20 protein-coding genes are annotated in these 21,372 nt (G+C 70.5%); 9 read left to right on the forward strand and 11 right to left on the reverse strand.

Going from position 1 to position 21,372, the window contains the following annotated elements; all coding sequences use genetic code 11:
- The first annotated feature begins 91 nt into the window (after nucleotides 1-91).
- Both OG766_RS02740 and OG766_RS02745 read left to right on the forward strand, forming a co-directional pair.
- A complete protein-coding gene (locus tag OG766_RS02740) occupies nucleotides 92-2,434 on the forward strand; it encodes a molybdopterin cofactor-binding domain-containing protein (protein WP_266376792.1) in 2,343 nt (780 codons plus the stop codon).
- A gap of 9 nt (nucleotides 2,435-2,443) precedes the next feature.
- The gene (locus OG766_RS02745) at nucleotides 2,444-2,920 is read left to right on the forward strand and encodes a (2Fe-2S)-binding protein (protein WP_266376790.1); all 477 of its coding nucleotides are present in this window, start codon (nucleotides 2,444-2,446) and stop codon (nucleotides 2,918-2,920) included.
- A 143-nt stretch (nucleotides 2,921-3,063) separates the two neighbouring features.
- Here OG766_RS02745 and OG766_RS02750 read toward each other — a convergent pair whose 3' ends face one another.
- Entirely contained in the window at nucleotides 3,064-3,459 is a 396-nt protein-coding gene (locus OG766_RS02750) for a DUF5997 family protein (RefSeq protein WP_266376788.1), read from the reverse strand.
- A 57-nt stretch (nucleotides 3,460-3,516) separates the two neighbouring features.
- Here OG766_RS02750 and OG766_RS02755 point away from each other — a divergent pair, with 57 nt between their 5' ends.
- The 5 genes from OG766_RS02755 to OG766_RS02775 all read left to right on the forward strand — a co-directional run bounded on the left by OG766_RS02755 (nucleotide 3,517) and on the right by OG766_RS02775 (nucleotide 9,771).
- Complete coding sequence (locus OG766_RS02755; RefSeq protein WP_328724465.1) at nucleotides 3,517-4,284, forward strand: LysR family substrate-binding domain-containing protein; 768 nt, start codon at nucleotides 3,517-3,519, stop codon at nucleotides 4,282-4,284.
- Nucleotides 4,285-4,730: 446 nt separating this feature from the next.
- Nucleotides 4,731-5,540, forward strand: a complete 810-nt coding sequence (locus tag OG766_RS02760) for a S1 family peptidase (protein WP_266376782.1) — start codon at nucleotides 4,731-4,733, stop codon at nucleotides 5,538-5,540.
- A gap of 341 nt (nucleotides 5,541-5,881) precedes the next feature.
- Entirely contained in the window at nucleotides 5,882-6,505 is a 624-nt protein-coding gene (locus OG766_RS02765) for a (2Fe-2S)-binding protein (RefSeq protein ID WP_266376779.1), read from the forward strand.
- Between the two features lie 39 nt (nucleotides 6,506-6,544).
- A complete protein-coding gene (locus tag OG766_RS02770; RefSeq protein ID WP_266376776.1) occupies nucleotides 6,545-7,540 on the forward strand; it encodes an FAD binding domain-containing protein in 996 nt (331 codons plus the stop codon).
- Complete coding sequence (locus tag OG766_RS02775; protein WP_328724466.1) at nucleotides 7,537-9,771, forward strand: xanthine dehydrogenase family protein molybdopterin-binding subunit; 2,235 nt, start codon at nucleotides 7,537-7,539, stop codon at nucleotides 9,769-9,771. Before OG766_RS02770 ends, OG766_RS02775 begins: the two co-directional genes overlap by 4 nt.
- Before the next feature lie 31 nt (nucleotides 9,772-9,802).
- Here the strand turns inward: OG766_RS02775 and OG766_RS02780 are convergent, their stop codons facing one another.
- From OG766_RS02780 to OG766_RS02815, 8 genes are all read right to left on the reverse strand, one after another.
- Nucleotides 9,803-10,561, reverse strand: coding sequence for an SDR family NAD(P)-dependent oxidoreductase (locus tag OG766_RS02780; RefSeq protein WP_328724467.1), 759 nt, complete (start codon nucleotides 10,559-10,561; stop codon nucleotides 9,803-9,805).
- Between the two features lie 202 nt (nucleotides 10,562-10,763).
- The gene (gene ssuE, locus OG766_RS02785; RefSeq protein WP_266376764.1) at nucleotides 10,764-11,321 is read right to left on the reverse strand and encodes an NADPH-dependent FMN reductase; all 558 of its coding nucleotides are present in this window, start codon (nucleotides 11,319-11,321) and stop codon (nucleotides 10,764-10,766) included.
- A gap of 120 nt (nucleotides 11,322-11,441) precedes the next feature.
- A complete protein-coding gene (locus OG766_RS02790; RefSeq protein ID WP_266376760.1) occupies nucleotides 11,442-12,425 on the reverse strand; it encodes an ABC transporter substrate-binding protein in 984 nt (327 codons plus the stop codon).
- Nucleotides 12,426-12,478: 53 nt separating this feature from the next.
- A complete protein-coding gene (locus tag OG766_RS02795; protein ID WP_328724468.1) occupies nucleotides 12,479-13,243 on the reverse strand; it encodes an amino acid ABC transporter ATP-binding protein in 765 nt (254 codons plus the stop codon).
- Nucleotides 13,240-14,283 (reverse strand): amino acid ABC transporter permease, encoded by a 1,044-nt coding sequence (locus OG766_RS02800; RefSeq protein ID WP_328724469.1) that lies wholly within the window; start codon nucleotides 14,281-14,283, stop codon nucleotides 13,240-13,242. Before OG766_RS02800 ends, OG766_RS02795 begins: the two co-directional genes overlap by 4 nt.
- Nucleotides 14,284-14,297: 14 nt before the next feature.
- Nucleotides 14,298-15,260: an ABC transporter substrate-binding protein gene (locus OG766_RS02805; RefSeq protein ID WP_328724470.1), complete on the reverse strand. Its 963-nt coding sequence runs from the start codon at nucleotides 15,258-15,260 to the stop codon at nucleotides 14,298-14,300.
- A complete protein-coding gene (locus tag OG766_RS02810) occupies nucleotides 15,257-15,844 on the reverse strand; it encodes a GNAT family N-acetyltransferase (RefSeq protein ID WP_328724471.1) in 588 nt (195 codons plus the stop codon). The genes OG766_RS02805 and OG766_RS02810 overlap by 4 nt, the downstream gene beginning before the upstream one ends.
- A complete protein-coding gene (locus OG766_RS02815; protein WP_328724472.1) occupies nucleotides 15,841-17,007 on the reverse strand; it encodes an LLM class flavin-dependent oxidoreductase in 1,167 nt (388 codons plus the stop codon). The genes OG766_RS02810 and OG766_RS02815 overlap by 4 nt, the downstream gene beginning before the upstream one ends.
- 702 nt (nucleotides 17,008-17,709) lie before the next feature.
- On the opposite strand from OG766_RS02815, the gene OG766_RS02820 reads away from it, so the two are divergent.
- Nucleotides 17,710-18,762: an amino acid ABC transporter permease gene (locus OG766_RS02820; protein ID WP_328724473.1), complete on the forward strand. Its 1,053-nt coding sequence runs from the start codon at nucleotides 17,710-17,712 to the stop codon at nucleotides 18,760-18,762.
- A 106-nt stretch (nucleotides 18,763-18,868) separates the two neighbouring features.
- Complete coding sequence (locus OG766_RS02825; RefSeq protein WP_328724474.1) at nucleotides 18,869-19,432, forward strand: dihydrofolate reductase family protein; 564 nt, start codon at nucleotides 18,869-18,871, stop codon at nucleotides 19,430-19,432.
- Here the strand turns inward: OG766_RS02825 and OG766_RS02830 are convergent.
- On the reverse strand, nucleotides 19,429-20,151 hold the full coding sequence (locus OG766_RS02830) for a DUF2470 domain-containing protein (RefSeq protein WP_328724475.1): 723 nt from the start codon (nucleotides 20,149-20,151) through the stop codon (nucleotides 19,429-19,431). The two genes, OG766_RS02825 and OG766_RS02830, sit on opposite strands and share 4 nt — an antisense overlap.
- 87 nt (nucleotides 20,152-20,238) lie before the next feature.
- Nucleotides 20,239-21,315 (reverse strand): NAD(+)/NADH kinase, encoded by a 1,077-nt coding sequence (locus tag OG766_RS02835; protein WP_266376735.1) that lies wholly within the window; start codon nucleotides 21,313-21,315, stop codon nucleotides 20,239-20,241.
- Between the last annotated feature and the right edge of the window lie 57 nt (nucleotides 21,316-21,372).

Here is a 21,372-nt window from a genome sequence, read left to right on the forward strand (position 1 = left end):
CGTCCTGGATCTGGTGTTCCGCCGTAGCGGTGTGGTCCACTCCGCTTCGGGCCGGGCGCGGGCGCGCCGGCCGTCGTCGAGAGGACAGCAGATGGGGGTTCACAGCAGCCCACCGGACCCGGGCTCCGGCGTCGTCAAGGACGGCATGGGCCGCCGGCGGTTCCTGGGGTACGTCCTGGCGGGATCGACGCTGACGGTGGCCGCGCAACTCGGTGAGGCGGTTCTCGACCCCGCCAAGGCAGCGGCGGTGGTCCCGTCGGTGCCCGGGCCGTCCGAGATCTACGACCTCAACGACATGCTGACCCATGCCGCCCTGCCGACCGCGAACCTGATCAGCATCCGGATCGACCCCGACGGCACGGCGTCCCTGGCGCTCCCCCGGGCCGAGGTCGGGCAGGGCATCACCACCTCCAGCGCCATGCTGATCGCCGAGGAGCTCGACCTGCCGCTGGACAGGGTCCGGGTCACCCTGGCCGACGCCCGTCCGGAGCTGCTGTTCAACCAGCTCACCGGCGGCTCCAACACCACCATCTCGACCTTCACCCCGATCCGGGTGGCGGCCGCCGTCGCCCGCGGACGGCTGTTGCAGGCCGCCGCCCTGGAACTGGGTGAGGCGATCGGCACCCTCACCGCCAAGGCCGGGCTCATCACCTCGGCGGCGTCCGGGCGGAGCATCGGCTACGGCGAGCTGGCCGTGAAGGCCGCCGGAGTGGCCACCAGCCAGGTCTCCGTCGTGCTGAAGGAGCCCTCCGAGTTCACGGTCATCGGGACCGGCCGAGGCAGGATCGACGCGCTGGACGCCGTGACGGGCCGCAAGACGTTCGCGATGGACCTGCGGGTGCCTGACGCGCTGCCCACGATGGTGTGCCGACCGCCGACGATCAACGGCACGGTCCGTTCGGTGGAGAACCTGGCCGAGGTACGGGCGATGCCCGGCATCACGGACGCGGTGCCGGTCTCCACCGGTGTCGCCGTCCGGGGCCGCACCTTCGGCCAGTGCATCGACGCCGTCCGCGCGCTGAAGGTCGTCTGGGGGCCGGGCACGGCCGAGGGCGCCTCCGACGCCACCGTCCGCCAGAAGCTGCGACGCGCCGAACTGCCGCTCGTCGTACCGCCGTTGCCGCTGCTCACCAAGGCCGTCGACGCGCGCTTCACCTTCCACTTCGCCAGCAACGGCGCCCTGGAGACCAACTGCGCGATCGCCGACGTACGGGCCGGCTCGGCCGAGATCTGGGCGAGCCTGAAGTCGCCGATCGTCGCCCAGGAGCAGATAGCCCTTCGCCTCGGCCTGCCGCCCACCGCGGTGAAGGTCCATGTCGCCCAGGGCGGTGGTTCGTTCGGCCGGAAGCTCTTCCACGACGCGGCCGCGGAGGCCGCCGAGATCTCCCGGGCCATGGGCAAGCCGGTGAAGCTGATGTGGCACCGGACGGACGACTTCCGTCAGGGACGTACGCATCCGATGTCCACCTCGCGGGTCCGGGCCACGTACACGCTCGGCGAGGTGCTCACGTACGAGCAGCGGCACACCTCCGTCGCCACCGACTTCGGCCACGGGCTGGGCGAGATCATCACCTCGCAGGCGGCCCAGCTGCCCGTCGGCGATCTGACCTTCTCCGAGACGGTCTTCCAGCTCACCCAGCAGAGCCCGTATCACTTCGGTGCCACCACCCAGTTGCTCAGCGAGACCGACAAGGGCTTCAACACCGGCTCCATGCGCAACATCTACTCGCCCAACGTCCGCTGCGCGCAGGAACTCGTCGTCGACGAGCTGGCCGAGCGGATGGGCAAGGACGCCTACGCGTTCCGCCGTCGTCATCTCAAGGACGAGCGGGCCCGGGCCGTGCTCGACAAGGTCGCCGAAGTGGGCAGGTGGGGGCGCGCCATGCCGGCGGGTACGGCGCAGGGCATCGCGGTCCACCCGGAGTACCACGCCTTCGTGGCCGTCCTCGCCGAGATCGACTGCAGGCCGCAGACGACCGGACGGAAGGTCCCGAACGCGTACACGGGACCGCGCGTCACCAAGGTCGTCTGCGCCGTCGACACCGGCCTCGCCGTCAACCCGCGCGGCCTGGAGGCGCAGATGATGGGCGGAATCATGGACGGCATCGCCATCACGCTCACCTCGGGTCTGCACCTCGAGGACGGGCACTTCCTCGAAAGCAGCTGGGACAACTACTTCTACACCCGGCAGTGGAACACCCCGCCGGAGCTGGCGATCGTCGTGATGCCGCCGACGACCGGCAGACCGGGCGGCGCGGGGGAACTGGCGGTCGCCGGCGCGATGGCCGCGGTGGCCTGCGCCTACGGCCGGGCCACGGGCACCATGCCGACGACCTTCCCGATCAACCACGGCGAACCGCTGGGCTTCGAACCGCTGCCCACCACCCCGCCGATCCCCGCCTCCCCCACCGACGGCCTCGACCTCGCCCGCTAGGAGTCAGCTGTGCCGCAACACACCTTCATCCTCAACGGCAGGCCGGTGACGGTGGACATCGAAGGCGACGTCCGGCTGCTGTGGGTGCTCCGGGACGTCCTGGGCGTCACCGGTCCGAAGTACGGCTGCGGGGTCGGCGTCTGCCGGGCCTGTACGAGCCACATCAACGGCAGGGCGTTCACCCCCTGCACCGTTCCGGTGGAGGACCTGGGGCCCGCCGACGAGGTCACCACCATCGAGGGCCTGCCCGCGACCGTGGGCCAGGAGCTGCACCCGATGCAGGAGGCCTGGCTGGAGTACGACGTCGTGCAGTGCGGCTACTGCCAGCCCGGCCAGATCATGGCCGCCGTCGCGAAGGTCCGGCAGGCGCGTGAGACCGGCCGGGAGATCGCCGAGGCCGATCTCGACGAGATCCGCAACATCTGCCGTTGTGGCACGTACAACCGCATCCGCGAAGCCATCGTGGCGGGTGCGAAGCAGTTCTAGGGCCCGGGTCCCCAGGGGTCCGCCTCTGGGGACCTGCCGCCTCGGACGGACCCCACCAGGTCAGTCGATCCCGCCCGGTCAGTCCATCCCGCCCAGTCAGTCGATCCCGGTCCGATCCTGCCGGTCAGGCGGACCGTGCCAGGTCAGGATGCCGGGGGCTCGGCGCGCTCCGCGTTCTTCTTCTTGATGCGCGCGGCTTCCTTGCGCACATCGGCCTGGGTGGCGCGCTCCGTCTGCAGCCACTCGGGAGACTCCTGCTTCAGCGCCTCGATCTGCTCCGTGGTGAGCGCCTCGGTGATTCCTCCGCGGGCGAGACCCGAGATGGAGATGCCCAGCTTCGCCGCGACCACCGGCCGCGGGTGCGGACCGTTGCGCCGCAGCTCCAGCAGCCACGCGGGCGGATCGGCCTGCAGCGCACGCAACGCGTCCCGCGAGACCGCGCCCTTCCGGAACTCTTCGGGGGTGGCTTCGAGGTACACACCCAGCTTCTTGGCCGCGGTCGCGGGCTTCATGGTCTGGGAGGTCTGGTGCGACGTCATCCACCAAGGATATCGAGCATGTGCGCGACCTCCGACCACGCCCGGTAACCTGGCCGGGTGACAGGCTCGGAAGTATCCCGTTCGTTCCGGCTCGCGTACGTCCCGGGCGTGACACCCGCGAAATGGGTGCGGATCTGGAACGAGCGCCTGCCCGACATCCCGCTGACCCTCGTTCCCGTGTCCGCCGCCGAGGCACCCGGCCTCCTGCGCGGCGGCCAGGTCGACGCGGGTTTCGTGCGGCTGCCGATCGACCGGACGGACCTCAGCGCGATCCCGCTCTACACGGAGACGACGGTGGTCGTGGTCCCGAAGGACCACCTCGTGGCGGCGGTCGACGAGGTCTCCGCCGAGGATCTCGCCGACGACGTCGTGTTCCACCCCCTCGACGACACCCTCGACTGGGAGCAGCCGCCGGGACGGCCGGCGACCGAGCGTCCCGCCACGACGGCGGACGCCATCGAGCTGGTGGCGGCAGGGGTGGGCGTGCTCCTCGTGCCCCAGTCGCTCGCCCGGCTGCACCACCGCAAGGACCTCACCTACCGGCCGGTCACCGGCGTCCCTCAGTCGCGCGTCGCCCTGTCCTGGCCCGAGGACGAGACGACCGACCTGGTGGAGGACTTCATCGGGATCGTCCGCGGCCGCACCGTCAACAGCTCACGAGGCCGCCGCCCCGACGCCGCGGCTGCCCAGCCGAAGGACAAGCGCGCCGACAACGGCTCCGCGCGGCGCAAGCCCGCGGCCGGCAAGTCGGCCGGAAGAAGTCCCCGTAGCGGTTCCGGCACCGCCAAGGGCGCCAGGCGCGGAAAGCCCCGACGCCGCTCGTAGCTCCGGCGCTCCCCATGCACGCGTCTGCGTGCATGGACCGCCACGTGCGCGTCTGCTTGCCCGGCCGCCGCGTGCACCGCTGTGGCCTGTACGGCTCCCCTGCGCGACACCGGCGCCATTGATATCCGCGCGGAGTTCGCCGACGACACAACTCCCCGGAGATTGCGTCTCACTCATGTAACAAGCACTGACACTAGCGGTGGGAATAGGCCGTTATGAGCCCAACGAAGCGCGCTTTCAAGGGGAGTTGAAGGCTTTCGCGTCCTTGTCACTCCGGTCGCTCGTTCCACATAATCGCAGGGCGCTTCACGGACTCATCCCCCACTGGGTTCGGACGCCTCATGGCGCGCTGCCGTCTTTCAACGCACCTCTCTCGGTGGTGATTTCCGATTCCTGGGGTTGGCATGAGCCCGTCATGGGCGTAACCCCCCACGAGAGGAAATCCGTTGAAGAGTTACCTGAAGCACCTGAGGACGGCCACGGCGGTCGGCGCCGTCGCCCTCGCCGGCCTCAGCCTCCAGACCACAACGGCCGGCGCAGCCCCCGCACCGACCCCACGCGGTGAGGTGGGCACGAAGGTCGTCGGCGGCACCAAGGCCGATCAGGGTGAATTCCCGTTCATGGTCCGGCTGTCCATGGGCTGTGGCGGCTCGCTGTACGCCAAGGACATCGTGCTGACCGCCGCCCACTGCGTCGACGGCAGCGGCCCGAACACCGGCATCACCGCCACGGCGGGCGTCGTCGACCTGGAGGACCCCAACGCGATAAGCGTGAAGTCCACCGAGGTCCTCCAGGCGCCCGGCTACAACGGCAAGGGCAAGGACTGGGCGCTGATCAAGCTGGAGAAGCCGATCGATCTGCCGACCCTCGCGATCGCCGGGGACGACAAGTTCAACACGGGCGACTTCGACATCGCCGGCTGGGGCGCCGACAAGGAAGGCGGCCAGCAGCAGCGCCATCTGCTGAAGGCAAAGGTCCCGTTCATCGACGACACCGCCTGCGGGACGGCGTACGGCGACCAGCTGACCCCCGGCGAGGAGCTCTGCGCCGGAATCCTCGACACCGGCGGCATCGACACCTGCCAGGGCGACTCCGGTGGCCCCATGTTCCGCAAGGACGACGCGGGCGCCTGGATCCAGGTCGGCATCGTCAGCTGGGGCGAGGGGTGTGCGCGCCCGGGCAAGCCCGGCGTGTACACCGAGGTGAGCGCCTTCGCGGCCGACATCAAGCAGGCCGCCGACGGTCTGGGCGGCTGACACCGGTCGGTGACCGTACGACGGCGGAACAACGGAACACAGTGAGCAACTGAGCGACCTCGCGTCCCGGTGCCCGGCCTCACGGCCCGACGGCACCGGGACGCGACCCGTCGAGGCCCGACCCGTGACGCCCCGGGCGCGACCGACGGAGAACGGCGGAGACCGGCAGAGACCGCGGAGACCGGCATTCGCGCGCCAACTTCACTGCTGTTCCTTCGCGTTCCGCGCTCACGTTCCGCCCAACCCCGCGCTCCCTGCAGCCGCATCCCGTACCGGACTTCCAGTTGCGACCCATTTGGCACTGCATGAGCATGGACAGGGAGAATGCCCGGGAGGAACTCATGCCTGCACGTGGCTCGGCAATCACCGAACGTGGCCGGACGGTCGAGGAACGTGGCCCAGGCCCGGTCGAAGTCACCCTGAAGGTCAACGGCTCCGAGCACACGATGGAGATCGAGCCCCGTGTGAGCCTGCTCGACGCCCTGCGGGAGCGTCTGTACATGACGGGCGCGAAGAAGGGCTGCGACCAGGGCACGTGCGGCGCCTGCACGGTGTGGCTGGACGGGCAGCGCGTGCTGGCCTGCCTCACGCTGGCGATGACCTGCGAAGGCCGTGAGATCACCACGATCGAGGGGCTCGCGGACAAGGGCGAACTGCACGACATGCAGCAGGCGTTCATCGCCGAGGACGCGTTCCAGTGCGGTTACTGCACCCCGGGTCAGATCATGTCGGCCGTGGCGCTGCTGGAGGAGGGACACGCGGGCGACGACGACGAGATCAAGGAGTGGATGAGCGGCAACATCTGCCGCTGTGCCGCGTACCCGCACATCCGGGCCGCCATCCGCGCCGTCCGCGACCACCGTGCAGACCACGACGCGGACCATCATGCAAGCCACCACGCGGACCAGCAGGCGGACCGCCACACGCTCCGCCCCGACTCGGAGCGGGCGGACCGAGCCGAGTAGTCCTCCGCCCTCATGTGACCCGAACCCAGGGAGCCCGCCGTGCGGCCCATCACCTACTCCCGCGCCCCTGACACGGACACCGCGATCGCGGCCGTCAGCTCCGACCCCACGAGCGACTTCCTGGCCGGCGGCACCACGGAGGTCGACCTCCTCCGCCAGAACGTCCTCACTCCGCGCCGTCTGGTCGACATCAACGATCTCCCCCTCACCGGGATCGAGGCCACCCCCGCAGGGGGCCTGCGCATCGGTTCACTGGCCCGGATGAGCGAGGTGGCCGCGGCGCCCGTCGTACGCGAACGCTTCCCCGTCATCGCCCAGGCGCTGGAGCTCGGCGCGTCCGCGCAACTGCGCAACATGGCCTCCATGGGCGGCAATCTGCTCCAACGTGTGCGTTGCTCCTACTTCCGCGACGCCGAGTCGCCCTGCAACAAGCGGGAACCGGGCACCGGCTGTTCAGCGATCGAGGGCTTCAGCCGAGGGCACGCGGTGCTGGGCACCAGCGAGCACTGCATCGCCACCCATCCCTCCGACGTGGCCGTGGCCCTCATGGCGCTCGACGCGACGGTGCACACCCAGGGAGCCGAGGGCGAGCGTTCGTACGCCATCGACGACTTCTTCCTGCTGCCGGGCAACACCCCGCACAGGGAGCACCCCATGGCGCACGGTGAGCTGATCACCGCCATCGAGGTGCCGGCCGCGCCGGTCGCCCGGAAGTCCCTGTATCTGAAGGTCCGCGACCGGGAGTCCTACGAGTTCGCCCTGGCCTCCGTGGCCGTGGCGCTGTCCCTCGTGGACGACACCGTGGCGGACGTACGCGTCGCCCTCGGCGGCGTGGCCACCAAGCCCTGGCGTGCCCGCCGCGCGGAGGACTTCCTCATCGGTGCGGTCGCGGAGCGGGCGAACTTCGAGCAGGCCGCACGGGTGGAGCTCATCGAGGCACGGCCCACCGCGATGAACGCCTTCAAGGTCGAACTCGCCAGGCGCGCGATCGTACGCGCCCTCGAAACCCTCGCGGGGAACGGGAGCCCAGCATGACCACGGCAACCCCGGCCGTCGGACAGGCCCTCGACCGGGTCGACGGCCGTTCCAAGGTGACGGGCGCGGCACGCTACTCCGCCGAGATCCCGATCCCGGGCATGGCGTACGCGTACATCGTCGGAGCGCGCATACCCAGCGGTCGCATCACCGCCATCGACACGGGCGCCGCCCTGGCCGAGGACGGTGTGCTCGCCGTGCTGACCCACCGGAACCTGCCGAGGATCGCCTCCCAGCCGCCGCTGATCCCCTCACTGGCCGGGACCGCCGCGCCGGGACAGACGTTCTTCCCGATGCAGGACGACATCGTCCACTACGCGGGCCAGCACGTCGCCCTGGTGATCGCCGACACCTACGAGCGCGCCCAGCACGCGGCGAGCCTGGTGCGGATCAGCTACGAGGAGACCCCGTCGGTCACCACGATCGACCAGGGGCGCGACCAGGCGTACGAACCCGAGAGGATCTTCGGCGGGTTCCTGCCGGGCCGTATCGAGCGCGGGGACGCCGAAGCGGGGCTCGCCGGGGCCGACGTCCGGGTGGACGCCACGTACACGTACGCCGCGAACCACCACAACCCGATCGAGCCGTCGGCCACCACCGCCGAGTGGCAGGGTGACGAGTTGCTCCTGTACGACGCCACCCAGGGCGTCAACGCCACCCAGATCACCGTCGCGCAGCTGCTCGGCATCCCGCTGGCGAAGATCCGCGTCATCAGCCACTTCGTCGGTGGCAGCTTCGGCTGCAAGGCCATGATCCACAACCATCCCGCGCTGGCGGCGATGGCCGCCCGGGAGATCGGCCGTCCCGTCAAGCTCGTCCTCACCCGTGAGCAGATGTTCACCTCCGTCGGCCACCGCGAGGAGCAGGAACAGCACCTCACGGTCGGCGCCACGCGTGACGGCCGGCTGACCGCGATCCGCCACCACAAGATCTCGGTCGGCTCGCACTTCGACGACTGGGCGGAGCCGTCGATGGGTCTCTCCTCGCAGATCTACGCCGCTCCCGCCTACGAGGGCGTCTACCGGCTGATCCGCGGCAACACCATGACGCCCACCTTCATGCGCGCGCCCGGCGAGGCGTCCGGGATGTTCGCCCTCGAGTGCGCCATGGACGAACTCGCGTGGGAACTCGGCCTGGACCCGATCGAGCTGCGCCTGCGCAACATCAGCGACCACGACCCCAGCACCGGCAACCCCTGGTCCAGCACCGGCCTCAGGGAGTGCTTCGAGCGCGGCGCCGCACGCTTCGGCTGGGACCGGCGCGCCGCTGAGCCCGGATCCCGGCGGGAGGGGAACTGGCTGATCGGCACCGGCATGGCGACGGCCGGCTACCCGGTCACCCCGCCCGCCAACCCGCAGCGTGCCCGCGCCCGCCTGTACGCCGACGGCACGGCCGTCGTCCAGGCGGCCACCCCCGACTTCGGCACCGGCGTGGCCACGGTCATGGCCCAGGTGGCGGCGGACGGCCTCGGAATGCCCTTCGAGCGCTGCCGCTTCGAGAACGGCGACACCGACCTGCCCAGCATCGCCGCCGCCGTCGGCTCCGCCGGCAGCGGGATGATCAGCGCCGCCGTGCACAGCGCGGCCACCGCCCTGCGCAACCAGATGATCACCCGGGCCGTCGCCGACAAGGGATCACCCGTGTACGGCGCGGCTCCGGCCGATGTCGTCGTCCAGGACGGCGTCATGACCGCGGGCACGTCGAGCGAGTCGTACGCGGCGCTGCTGCAGCGAAGCTTCCAGCCGGACGCGGAGGCCACCGGTTCCTGGATCCCGCCGCGGGCGGACGCGGAGTACGGCATGCTCACGTTCGGCGCCCAGTTCGCCGAGGTGGCCGTGGACAGGGAGCTCGGGCTGATCCGGGTACGGAGGATGACGGGCGCCTTCGCCCCCGGCCGGGTGCTCAACCCCAAGACGGCGGGCAGCCAGCTCATGGGCGGCATGCTCTGGGGGCTGGGCCAGGCGCTGCTGGAGGCCAACTACATGCAGCCGAGGACGGGGCGCTGGGCCAATGCGAACCTGGGTGAGTACCTGGTCGCGGTCAACGCCGACGCCCCGGACGTGGACGTCGAACTCATCGAGGGCGACGACCCGGTGGTCAACCCGCTCGGGGTGAAGGGCGTCGGCGAGATCGGCCAGGTGGGCGTCGCGGCCGCCATCGCCAACGCGGTCCACAACGCCACCGGCCGCAGGGTCCGCAAGCTCCCGATCACGATCGAGGACATGCTCTGACCCTCTCGGACGAGGGCCTGCGGGAGCGGTACTAGAGGTTGTAGCCACCGGAGACCTCGATGTTCTGCGCGGTGATCCAGCGGCCCTCCTCGGAGACCAGCGTGGCGATGAACATGCCGATGTCGTCGGGTTCGCCCACCCGGCCGAGCGCGGTCTTCGCGGCGATGGCCGGTATCACCTCGGGGAAGCGCTCGAAGGCGTTGTCGGAGATGCGGGTCCGGGTGGCGCCGGGGGCGACGGAGTTGACGCGGATGCCCCGGGTGCTGAGCTCCTTGGCCAGGTAGCGCGTCAGCACGGTGAGGCCGCCCTTTATGGAGGCATAGGCGGAGTAGCCGGGCTCCAGACCCGAGGTCAGCGCGGAGTTGCTGGTGACGTTGACGACGGCACCGCCGTCGACCAGCAGCGGCAGCAGGGTCTGGGTCAGGAAGTACGGGCCCTTGAACAGCACCCGCATGAACCTGTCGAACAGCTCCTCGGTCGTGTCCTGGAACATCGCCGTCGCACCGAACCCCGCGTTGTTGACCAGGTGGTCGAACGAGTCCCGCTGCCAGTTCTCCCGCAGCGCCGCGACGACGGCCTCGCGGAAGGCCGGGAACGTCTCCGAACGGCCGACGTCCAGCGGCAGCGCGACGGCGGTACCGCCGTCCTTCTCTATCGCCGAGACCGTGTCCAGCGCTCCGGCCCGGTTGGCGTTGTAGGTGAGGATCACGCCCTCGCCGCGCTTGGCGATCTGGATGGCCGCGCTCTGCCCGATGCCGGAGCCGGCGCCCGTCACGATGGAGACCCGCATGGTTGTACCACCTGTTCATCACGTGGAGCCGTTGTGTGCTCCGTAGGAATCCGATGCCTCCATCCCACCACCGTGACCTGCGAAAACAGTAGAACGATGCTCGCGGGCTCTTGCACGATCCTCCCCCGCCGGCGGCGGCCGGCCGGCCGGCCGGAGCACGGTGCCCTGCTGCGGGGCGCCTGGCGGTGACGCGACGGGGCTCTCATCCGGCCGCCGCCAGCAGGGCCGTGCGGCTGCCGAGCGCGGCGGAGAACTGGTCGACGACCTGGACGAGGGCTTCGGCCGAGTCGGGCGCGACGGTCAGCGTGCCGTCGTCGGCCACCGCGATGTCCCGGTCGAGAGTGAACCAGCCCTGGACGATGTGCGCGGCGCCCATGGAACTGAGCACCGGGCGCAGCGCGTAGTCGATCGCCAGGACGTGGGCCGTGGTTCCGCCGGTCGCCAGCGGAAGGACCGTCTTGCCGGCCAGGCCGTACTGCGGCAGCAGGTCCAGCAGGGCCTTCAACAGGCCCGAGTAGGCGGCCTTGTAGACGGGTGTGCCGATCACGACACCGTCGGCGCGGTCGAACAGGGCCGTGGCCTCGACGATCGCCGGGTGGCGGAAGTCGGCGCCGAGCAGTGCCTCGGCGGGGATGGTGCGGACGTCCAGCGGGATCACCTCGTGGCCCTGGGCGGTGAGCCGGGCGTCCAGATGCCGCAGCAGCCGGGCGGTACGGGAGGTGGCGGAGGGACTTCCGGAGACGGACAGGACGGTGGCCATGGTGGACCCTTCGGGAACGTGGTCGGGCTGTGCGGTCACTGCTGCGGGGGACGGGGAGCGGGCTCCCCGGAACGGGAGGGGTGCGCGACCGCGTACGGCGGCCACGCACCCCGCGACGGGCTACTTGTTGGTCTTCGGCAGGCCGGGCGGGTTGATGTCCGACTTCTCGACGGACTCCTCGGACAGACCCCAGCGCTTCAGGACCTGGGCGTAAGTGCCGTTGTCGATGACCTCGTTCAGCGCTTCGGCGAGCGGCTCGACCAGACCGTTGTCCTTCTTGGTGGTGGCCGCGATCAGGCCCTGGAGGGTGGCGCCGGCACCGGAGTAGGTTCCGACGATCTCGGTCTTGCCCGCGGTGGCGACGCGATAGGCGGCCGTCGGGTTGGGGCCGAGGTAGAGGTCGATCCGGCCGGAGGCGACCGCCAGGTTGGTGTCGCTCACGTTCTGGTAGTACTTGATGTTCACCGGCTCGCGGCCGGCCTTCTCGTTCTCCTTGCTCCACTCGACCAGCAGCTTCTCCTGGTTGGTGCCGGTGTCCACGGCGACGGTCTTCCCCGCCACGTCCTCGGGTCCGGTGACCTTCAGGCCGCTGCCCTTCTTCGCCTCGAAGGCGAGGTCGTCCTTGCGGTAGGGGGCGAAGTCGTACTTCTCCTTGCGCTCCTCGGTGACCGTGATGTTGCTGAAGCCGGCGTCGTACTTGCCGCTGTCCAGGCCGATGAAGATGTTCTCCCAGGAGACCGTGTTGATGCGGGGCTCGAGTCCGAGGACGTCGGCGACGAGGTGGGCGATGTCGGGCTCGACGCCGATGACGGTCTTGTTGTCGGTGGCGTGGAAGGTCAGCGGCGCCGCTGAGCCGGAGGACGCGACGATCTCCAGGGTGCCTCTCTTGCGGATCTCGGTCGGCACCTTGGCCGCTATGGAGTCGACCTTGCCGGTGGTGATCCGCTTCTGGTCCGGGCCGAGGTTGATCTTCGTGCGTGCGCCGGTCGTGGCGGCGACCTCGGTCGTGCCGCCGTCCGTGGGGTTGCTGCAGGCGGTGAGGACGAGGGCGGCGGCGAGTCCGAGCGCGGGTGCGGTCAGGCGGCGGGTGAAGAGGGCGGACACGGGCGTTCTCCTTGCGTGCGTAACAGGGGACGAGAGGGGGAAACGGGGGCGGTTCAGAGGACTTTGGAGAGGAAGGCGCGGGTGCGGTCGGACCGCGGGTCGTCCAGTACGGCCGTGGGCGGTCCCTGCTCGACGACGACACCCGCGTCCATGAACACCACGGTGTCGGCGACCTCGCGGGCGAAGCCGATCTCATGGGTCACGACGATCATGGTGGTGCCGCTGCGGGCCAGATCCTTGATCACGTCGAGGACCTCGCCGACCAGCTCCGGATCGAGCGCCGACGTGGGCTCGTCGAAGAGCAGCACCTTGGGCCGCAGGGCGAGCGCACGCGCGATGGCCACGCGCTGCTGCTGCCCGCCGGACAGCTGACGCGGGTACGCGCCGGCCTTGTCGGCGAGGCCGACGCGCTCCAGGAGCCGCCCGGCCGCCTCGACGGCCTCCTTGCGCGGGCGGCGCAGCGCGGACACCGGGGCTTCGACGAGGTTCTCCAGCACGGTGAGGTGCGGGAACAGGTTGAAGTTCTGGAAGACGAACCCGATGTGCGTGCGCTGCTTCAGGACGTCCTTCTCCTTCAGCTCGTGCAGCTTGCCGCCGGAGCGGCGGTAGCCGATGAGTTCGCCGTCGATGCTGATCCAGCCGCGGTTCACCTTCTCCAGGTGGTTGATGGTGCGCAGCAGGGTCGACTTCCCGGAGCCGGACGGGCCGAGGATCACGGTGACCTCGCCCTGACGGACCTTCAAATCCACACCGCGCAGCACCTGAAGCGGCCCGAAGCTCTTGTGGACGCCGCGGACGTCCACCATCACTTCGCTCATCGGCTGCCTCCCAGCGGGCCCGCTGGTACGACGGACCGGTTGCGCTGCGCCGCCGCGGTCCGCACCGTGCGGACGAAGCGCACGGCGCGCTGGACCGGGGTGAGCGGCGGGGTGCGGTCGGCCCCCCGGGCGAAGTGGCGTTCCACGTAGTACTGCGCGACCGACAGCAGGGAGGTCAGGAGCACGTACCAGGCGGTGGCGACCAGCAACAGGGGGATCACGCGGCCGTTGCGGCCGTAGATCACCTGTACCTGGTAGAAGAGTTCGCCGATCGCCATCACGTAGACCACCGAGGTCCCCTTGAGCAGGCCGATGATCTCGTTGCCGGCGGTGGGCAGGATCGCGCGCATGGCCTGGGGGAGCACGATCCGCCGGATCTGCCGCAGCCGTGGGATGCCCAGTGCCGCGGCGGCTTCCAGCTGGCCGTGGTCGACGGAGATGACGCCGCCGCGGACGATCTCGGCGGCGTACGCGGCCTGGTGCAGCGACAGCCCGATGAGTGCGGCGCCGATGGTGCCGATGAGGCTGTTGCTGTCGACGGACCAGAAGACCGGGCCGAAGGGAATGCCGACGCCCAGCTCCTTGTACAGGGCGCTGAGATTGAACCAGAACACCAGCTGGACGATCATCGGTATGGAGCGGAAGATCCAGATGTAGGTCCAGGCCACGGTCTGGAGCACGGGGCTGTGCGACAGTCGCATGAAGGCCAGCACCGTGCCGAGGACGAAGCCCAGGACGGTGGCGTACGCGGTGAGTTGCAGGGTCACCCCCACCGCCTCGACGATCGTCTCGGACAGGACGTAGTCGCGGAAGACGCCCCACTCCCAGACCGGGTTGGTGACCAGTCCGTGCACGAACTGGGCGGCCAGGACGACCACGGCGGCGGCCGCCGCCCAGCGCGCGTAGTGACGTGCGGGGACGACCCTGAGCGAGCCGGGTTCGTCATGGGCCGGGTCCCGGCCCGGACTTCCGGGGCAGGCTGCCGCGGCGGCCGGCTGCGTGGCGGCGCCGGGTGGCGCGGAGTCCTTGGTGAGTTCCATGGTGGTGTTCCTGCTCACTGCGTGTGCTCGGGCGGGTTGATCCGCGACGTCTCGATCGCGGAGGCGGTGGTCCCCCACTTCCTGAGGATCCGGTCGTACGTGCCGTTCTTGATCAGCTCGTTGACGGCGCCCTGGAACGCCCGGGTGAGCGGGGACCCCTTCCTGAAGGCGAAGCCGACGTCGAGACGGTGGAACTCGCCCAGGAACTCGGTCCGGGACGCGGGCTGTGCCGCCTGGTGGCGCAGGCCGTTGATGGTGGACATCACCACGTCGACGCGGCCCTGCTGCACGGCCGTGACGGTGGCCCCGTTCTCCGAGAACACCTTGACGTCGTACGGTTCCTTGCCGGTCTCGGCGCATCTCCCCTTCTGTGCGGCGAGGGTCTTCTCGAAGGTGGTGCCGGCGCCGGTGCCGATGGTCAGCCCGCACAACTGGGTGAGCTCGGAGACCTTCTTTCCGAGCGAGGTGTTGCCCTTCCTCACCGCGAAGCCCTGGCCGTCGTTGATGTAGGTGACGAAGTCGATGGTCTTCAGCCGTTCGGTGGTCACCCCGAAGTTGCCGGTTCCGACGTCGTACTTGCCGCTGCCGAGGGCGGGCAGGATCGTCTCGAAGGAGGCGTCCTGCCGCTCCAGTTCGACGCCGAGGACCTTGGCCACGGCATCGGCGATGTCGATGTCCTGACCGGCGGGCTTCGTCCCCGAGGCGCCCTGCGGGTAGTACGCGCCCGGCGGGGCGGCGATGGCGCTGCCGACCCGCAGACGGCCCGACGTCCGTACGTCGTCGGGCAGCAGGGCGGCGACGGAGTCCACCTTGCGTACGGCGGCGACCGGATCGTCGGTGCTCGTGCGGGGGGCCTGGGCGCCGGCCGCCGTGGTCCCGTCGGTGGCGCCGGAGCCGCAGGCGGTCAGTGCCGTCAGGGGCAGCAGCGCAACGAGCGCGGCGAGGCGCAGACGGGCTCTGGTTCCGGAGAGGTTCACCGGGCGGAGGCCTTTCCGGTAGGTGCGTCGGTGGGATCGGGATCGGCACTGCTGGTGGTGCGGGTGGCGTCGGTGGTGTCGGCGCTGCTGCTGGTGGCGTCGGTGCCGAGGTGCTTCTCGAAGGGCAGGAGGCCGAGCGCTTCCGGATCGGCCTGCGTGTCGAACAGCGGTGTGTAGCCGCTGACCAGATACAGGCCGCGGGCCTCGGGCTGGCGCGGGCCGGTGGTCAGCCAGATCCTCCGGTAGCCCCGGGCGCCGGCCTCCCGCTCCAGTTCCGCGACGACACGGCGGGCGAGACCGCGCCGGCGGTGGGCGGTGTGCGTCCAGATCCTCTTGAGCTCGGCCGTGGTTGGGTCGTACCTGCGGAAGGCGCCGCCTGCGACCGGCTCGCCGCGCTCCAGGAGCAGCAGCAGTACGCCGCCGTGGGGTGCGGTGAACTCCTCGTCGGGGTAGCGGGCGAGCTCGGTGCGGGCATCGCCGCCGTAACGGGCCGTGTACTCGTCGCCGAGTTCCCGCAGCAGCGGTTCCACCCGCGGGTCGGAGACGGCGACCTGGATGACCGTCAGTTCCGGTGCGGAGGTCATGCGTGCACCGCCGCGAGCGCCTGAGGGCCGTGCGCCGCAGGGTCCGCCGCGCGCTTCGCCTCGCGCTCCGCGTCGCGTTCGGCGACCTCCTCGCGGACGATCGGGATGACGTACCGCCCGAAGTCGATCGCATCGTCCAGCAGGTCGTAACCGCGGGCGGACAGGATGTCCACGCCCAGGTCGTAGTAGTCGAGCAGCGCCTGGGCGACCGTCTCGGGAGTGCCGACGAGGGCGTTGGAGTTGCCGGCGCCGCCGGTGGCGGCCGCGGTGGGCGTCCACAGCGCGCGGTCGTAGCGCTCCCCCGCCTCGGCGATGGCGACGAGCCGCTGCGACCCGGTGTTCTGCGGTGTCGCAGCCCGCTCGGCGCCGCTTCGGTGGTGGCGCACGAGCCCCTGTCCTTGCCGGGCGCGAATGGCGCCGACCGTACGGTGGGCCTTCTCCCAGGCCAGTTCCTCGGTCGGGGCGATGATCGGACGGAAGGCGACCTGGATACGGGGAATGTCGGTGCGGCCGGCGGCCTTCGCGGCGGCCTTCACCGCCTCGATCTGTTCCGCGGTCCGCGCCAGGGGCTCACCCCACAGGCAGTAGATGTCGGCCTCGGCTCCGCCCGCCTCGTACGCCGCGGGGGAGGAACCGCCGAAGGACACGCCGGGCCTCGGCTGCTGGACGGGGAACACATCGCTGACGAAGTCGTGGAAGCGGTAGTGCTCACCCTCGTGGTCGAAGGGCTCGTGGGTGGTCCAGATCTTCTTGACGATGCCGATGTACTCACGAGTGCGGGCGTAGCGCTGATCCTTGGTGAGGGTGTCCCCCTCGCGGCCCTGTTCGTGGTCGTTGCCGCCGGTGATGAAGTGCACGGTCAGCCGCCCCTCGCTGATCCGGTCGAGGGTGGCGAAGGTCTTGGCGGCGAAGGTGGGGTACGAGACGTTGGGCCGGTGGGCGAGCAGGATCTGCAGGGTGTCCAGTCTGCTCGCGATGAACGCGGCTGCCGGGGCGGGATCCGGTGACCCGGAGCCGTAGGCGAACAGCACCCGGTCCCAGCCGTGCTCTTCGTGCGCCCGGGCGAGCCGCAGCGTGTACTGCTTGTCGAAGGCGGCGCCGGAGCGCGGGGTCGTCTCCGACCCGTCGTGGGTGGCGGCGATGCCGAGAAACTCCACAGGCATGGGAGAGGGCCTTTCCTCGAGTTCTCTGGTGCCGTGGACCGCATGCGGGCAGGACGGAGCTGCCCTTGGTACGGGCCGTGTGCGACGGCACCATCGGGTTGGTGGAAACGGGAGGGTGAAGCAGGTGTGATGACGCCGGGGGCGGTGGCGCCTCGGGCGAGGTGTGCGGCGGCAGCGTGTGTCCGGGATCGCGGCACGGGTCGTCCGTACGACCCTGATCAGGTCTGCTTACGGACGATGGTGCGGCGAAGGGAGAGCTCGGCCCGCGACGGGGTCACCGAGGGAGGGAAAGGGCCGTTCGGACAGCCCGCTGCCGAGTCAGGCGCAACACGCCGCGGACCACACCCGACCGAAGTCGATGTGGTCACGGGTGACCAGGCGCTGCTCGGCATTCATGGGACCAATTGAGCAGTACATCGCGCTGCTCGTCAACCACTGCCCGGATGCCGGACCGGAGTTGCCGGACCGGCAGGGGCCGTTTCCTCAGCATGGTTGACACATGGGCGCGTTGGCCTCGTACGATCGGACACGGACCGGCTGCGCGTCGCGCGGCGGCCGCTCCCGCCGCGTTGAGGGACGTGGCACAGGTGATGACGCCGGGGCCCGCCCGCCCCGTACCCGCGCCGTGTCCGCACGGTCCGAGGGTGCGTGTGCCGCCGGGTGGCCACCACGCCCGCGAATCCCTCCCCGGAGAGCCTCCCGATGGTCTCGCCTTCCGACGTCACCGCTCCCTCCAGCAGCTCCGTACCCGTCCCGCCCCCGGAGTCTCCGGAGGCCCCAGGCCACGGCACCGACGGCGATCTGCCGCGGATCGTGCCGCGCCGGCACGTGGCCCGTCTGGTGTCGGCCGCCGTCGCGCTGCTGGTCTTCGCCATAGTGATCGACTCCGTCGTCCGCAACCCGGCCTTCCAATGGGAGGTGGTGGGCCGGTACTTCACCACCGGCGCCGTGCTCGACGGGCTGCTGCTGACCCTGTGGCTGACCGGCGTCGTGATGGTGCTCGGCTTCCTGCTCGGCACCCCGCTGGCCGTGATGCGTCTGTCCGGCAACCCGGTGCTGCGCACGCCGAGTTGGGGCTACGTATGGATCTTCCGGTCGACGCCCCTGCTGGTGCAGTTGCTGTTCTGGTTCAACATCGGCGCGCTCTACCCGACGCTCGGCATCGGCATTCCCTTCGGGCCGCAGTTCGTCACCGTCCAGACGGTCAATCTGCTGGGGCCCACGCTCACCGCCGTCATCGGGCTGACCCTGCACGAAGCCGCGTACGCCGCCGAGGTGGTCCGCGGCGGGATCATCTCGGTGGACCCCGGCCAGACGGAGGCCGCCCAGGCACTCGGCATCGGCAGACGGCGCACACTGCGCCGGATCGTCGTTCCGCAGGCGATGCGCTCCATCGTGCCGACCGCGGGGAACATGCTGATCGGCACCCTGAAGGGCACCAGCATCGTCAGTGTGCTGGCAGTGCACGACCTGCTGTACTCGGTCCAGCTCGTCTACAACCAGACGTACCAGGTCATTCCGCTGCTGATGGTCGCCACCCTCTGGTACGTCGGCGTCACCACGGTGCTCGGCGTGGGCCAGTTCTACGTCGAACGCCACTACGCGCGCGGCTCCGCCCGCGCGCTGCCACCCACTCCTCTGCAGCGACTCAGGGTCCGGTCGGCCGTGCTGCGCGCCAGGCTGCGTGCGGCGACCGCGCCCGACGCGGCCTCCCCGCGGCGGGCCGACGGGCTGAAAGAGCGCCGCCCTTCGTGACGATCTTCGAGGGGGCGGTGGATCCGAGGAGGATCCCGCGAGCGGCGATGAGTCCTGCGGGGTGCGGCGGTCGTACTGTCGAACCCGTCACCGAGGAGGACTTCCGATGCGCAGCGTGACCTATTCGATGAGCATCTCGCTGGACGGCTACATCGTCGGGCCGGACGGCGGCTTCGACTGGACGGCGCCCGACGACGACGTCTTCCGCTTCTGGATCGACGAGATCCGAGGGGTCGGCGTCCACCTCCTGGGACGACGGCTGTACGAGACGATGCTCTACTGGGAGACCGCCGACCAGGATCCCTCGCTCGACGACGCCATGCTCGAGTGGGCCGCGCTCTGGAAGCCGCTCCCCAAGGTGGTGTTCTCCACCACGCTTTCGGCCGTGCAGGGCCATGCCCGCCTGGCCTCCGGGGGCGTGACGGAGGAGATCGAGCGGTTGCGAGCCGAGCCGGGGGAGGGCGAGATCGCCATCGGCGGCGCGACTCTCGCCGCCGAGGCGGCCGCGGCGGGTCTGATCGACGAGTACCGGGTCATGGTCCACCCGGTACTGGTCGGCGGTGGCATCCCCTTCTTTCCCCAGCGCGAGCGCCGGGTGGATCTCGAACTCGTCGAGACCCGCACGTTCAGCTCGAAATTCGTCTACCTGCACTACCGCGTGGCGCGCTAGGGGCGCCGGTGCGGGCAGCCGTGGGCCTGGCTCAGCAGCCGGTCGATCTGTGCGCCGATCCCGGCGGCGTCCCGCACCGGGACCGGGAACGGGATGCGGATGTCGTGGTGCCCTCGGGCGTACTCGCAGCGAAGGGTGATTCCGTAGCGGTCCAGGGCGAGCGGCCGGACGTGGCGGGCGTCCCGCAGCACCCGCGCGTCCGCGAGGCGGCTCAACCCGGCGACGACGTCGTGGTGGTGGTGGTCGCGGTCGAGGTGGTTCAGCATCCCCGCTTCCTCGGCCGCCAGCGGATCGGTCCGTGCGAGGCCCACCTCGTCGAGGCGTACGTCCTCGGCGAGCCCGTCCCTCTCGATGGTCGCCCGCACGGCCTCGAGACGGAGCACGAGCACGTCCGGGGCCGACTGGACGTCGGCCGGCGTGAGCCGGCCGGAGAGCGTGACGCGCGCCCGGATCCGGTCCCGCACCGCGACGGGGGCGATGTCGGTGAACTGCAGCAGCCCCGCCAGGAGCCCACGCGGCGCACACACGGCCTCGGCGGCGAGGGGACTGTCGGCCGGGGCGTGCAGCCGCAACCGGCCCTGCTCGTCGACGGTGTGCATGGCGATCAGGTCGTAGCAGTTGCCGCCGGTCGTCAGGCTCAACGAGGTGGAGGCTGACATGACCGAACGAATCCGCTCCGCGTTGGTGGGTCCGGTCGCGCGGACGTCTGCGAGGGCCATCGAAACTCCTTAGGTTAGGCTTGCCTAACCTATCCTGGCCGACGCGGGCTGTCCACGCTCCACCCGGTGGAGCGGGCCCGACGGCGCTCACCGCAGCGGGTAGGCACCGGCCCGGACCGGCGGCAGGCTCAGGTGGGCGAGGTCGGGTGGAGCGGGGGTCGTCAGCGGCCACAGCGGTGCGGCGTCCCCGTCGGCGGCCGCGGCCGGAGCATCGGTCAGCCTCATGCGCTCGCGAAGGCGACCGTAGAAGTCGGTGGGCCCGAGCCGCACGGCTCTCAGGGGGCGGGGTGCGGCGTAGACACCGATCCACTCCCCGGGCCGGAGCACGCCGCGCAGCTGACCGTCGAGGCTGACCGCCGCGAGACCCGAGCGTTCGAGCAGGCGCAGTGCGATGGGCTCGTCGGGAGCGGCGACGACGGATCGGTTGAACGCCATATGGGGCGCGACGGGGGTGAAGACGAGGGCCTCGGCGCGCGGGGAGATGACCGGTCCGCCGGCCGCGAAGCTGTAGGCGGTCGAACCGGTCGGCGTGGCGACCATGAGCGCGTCGGCGGAGTACGAGGCCAGCAGCCGCCCGGCGACATAGACGCCCACCGACACCTGATGGTCCCGCGCCAGCCTCTCCAGGACGACGTCGTTGAGCGCTGTCGCGTCCAGGGCGATGCCCCATCCGCCGCCCTGCCGGCACTCCGCGCGCACACAGGGCGGCGGCAGGAGGGGGCCGCGGCCGAAGCGCATCAGGGCTTCCATGTCCTCGGGCAGTTCCAGGGGGCACGAGGCGCGCATGGTGAGCAGCATGCGCCTCTCGATGTTGACGCGGTCCTCGTGCACCGCGTCCAGGGCCAGTCGCACGTCCTGCACGGGCACCTCGGTCAGGAATCCCACGCGTCCGAGGTCGACGCCGAGCACGAGGGCATCGTTCTCGGCGGCCAGGCGCGCACCGCGCAGGAACGTGCCGTCCCCGCCCAGGGTGACGATGAGGTCGGGGTCGCCCGCGGTGTCGAGTTCCTCCTGGGCGCTGCGGCGCTGCTCGCCTTCCTGCCACACGTCGATGTCGGTGCAGCGGACGCCCCGCTCCTCGCTCCATGCACGCACCACCCGGGCCGCTTCGACGGCTTCGGGACGCCCTTGGTGGACGACGAGTCCGACTCGTGCCACTGCCATGGTCTGCCTCCTCATGTGTGCGCGGTCGAATGCGGCGGTCGTCCGCCAGGGGTCGGG

Source organism: Streptomyces sp. NBC_00259 (genome assembly GCF_036181745.1).
In the GTDB taxonomy this organism is placed as follows: Bacteria; Actinomycetota; Actinomycetes; order Streptomycetales; family Streptomycetaceae; genus Streptomyces; species Streptomyces pratisoli.

Excerpts from the sequence above, each read along its gene's own strand:
- OG766_RS02775 (WP_328724466.1), top strand. The coding sequence starts at position 7,537 with ATGACCACGGCAACCCCGGCCGTCGGACAGGCCCTCGACCGGGTCGAC.
- OG766_RS02820 (WP_328724473.1), top strand. The coding sequence starts at position 17,710 with ATGGTCTCGCCTTCCGACGTCACCGCTCCCTCCAGCAGCTCCGTACCC.
- OG766_RS02800 (WP_328724469.1), bottom strand. The coding sequence starts at position 14,283 with ATGGAACTCACCAAGGACTCCGCGCCACCCGGCGCCGCCACGCAGCCG.
- OG766_RS02750 (WP_266376788.1), bottom strand. The coding sequence starts at position 3,459 with ATGACGTCGCACCAGACCTCCCAGACCATGAAGCCCGCGACCGCGGCC.
- OG766_RS02765 (WP_266376779.1), top strand. The coding sequence starts at position 5,882 with ATGCCTGCACGTGGCTCGGCAATCACCGAACGTGGCCGGACGGTCGAG.
- OG766_RS02740 (WP_266376792.1), top strand. The coding sequence starts at position 92 with ATGGGGGTTCACAGCAGCCCACCGGACCCGGGCTCCGGCGTCGTCAAG.
- OG766_RS02810 (WP_328724471.1), bottom strand. The coding sequence starts at position 15,844 with ATGACCTCCGCACCGGAACTGACGGTCATCCAGGTCGCCGTCTCCGAC.
- OG766_RS02795 (WP_328724468.1), bottom strand. The coding sequence starts at position 13,243 with ATGAGCGAAGTGATGGTGGACGTCCGCGGCGTCCACAAGAGCTTCGGG.
- OG766_RS02815 (WP_328724472.1), bottom strand. The coding sequence starts at position 17,007 with ATGCCTGTGGAGTTTCTCGGCATCGCCGCCACCCACGACGGGTCGGAG.
- ssuE (WP_266376764.1), bottom strand. The coding sequence starts at position 11,321 with ATGGCCACCGTCCTGTCCGTCTCCGGAAGTCCCTCCGCCACCTCCCGT.
- OG766_RS02835 (WP_266376735.1), bottom strand. The coding sequence starts at position 21,315 with ATGGCAGTGGCACGAGTCGGACTCGTCGTCCACCAAGGGCGTCCCGAA.
- OG766_RS02830 (WP_328724475.1), bottom strand. The coding sequence starts at position 20,151 with ATGGCCCTCGCAGACGTCCGCGCGACCGGACCCACCAACGCGGAGCGG.
- OG766_RS02780 (WP_328724467.1), bottom strand. The coding sequence starts at position 10,561 with ATGCGGGTCTCCATCGTGACGGGCGCCGGCTCCGGCATCGGGCAGAGC.
- OG766_RS02825 (WP_328724474.1), top strand. The coding sequence starts at position 18,869 with ATGCGCAGCGTGACCTATTCGATGAGCATCTCGCTGGACGGCTACATC.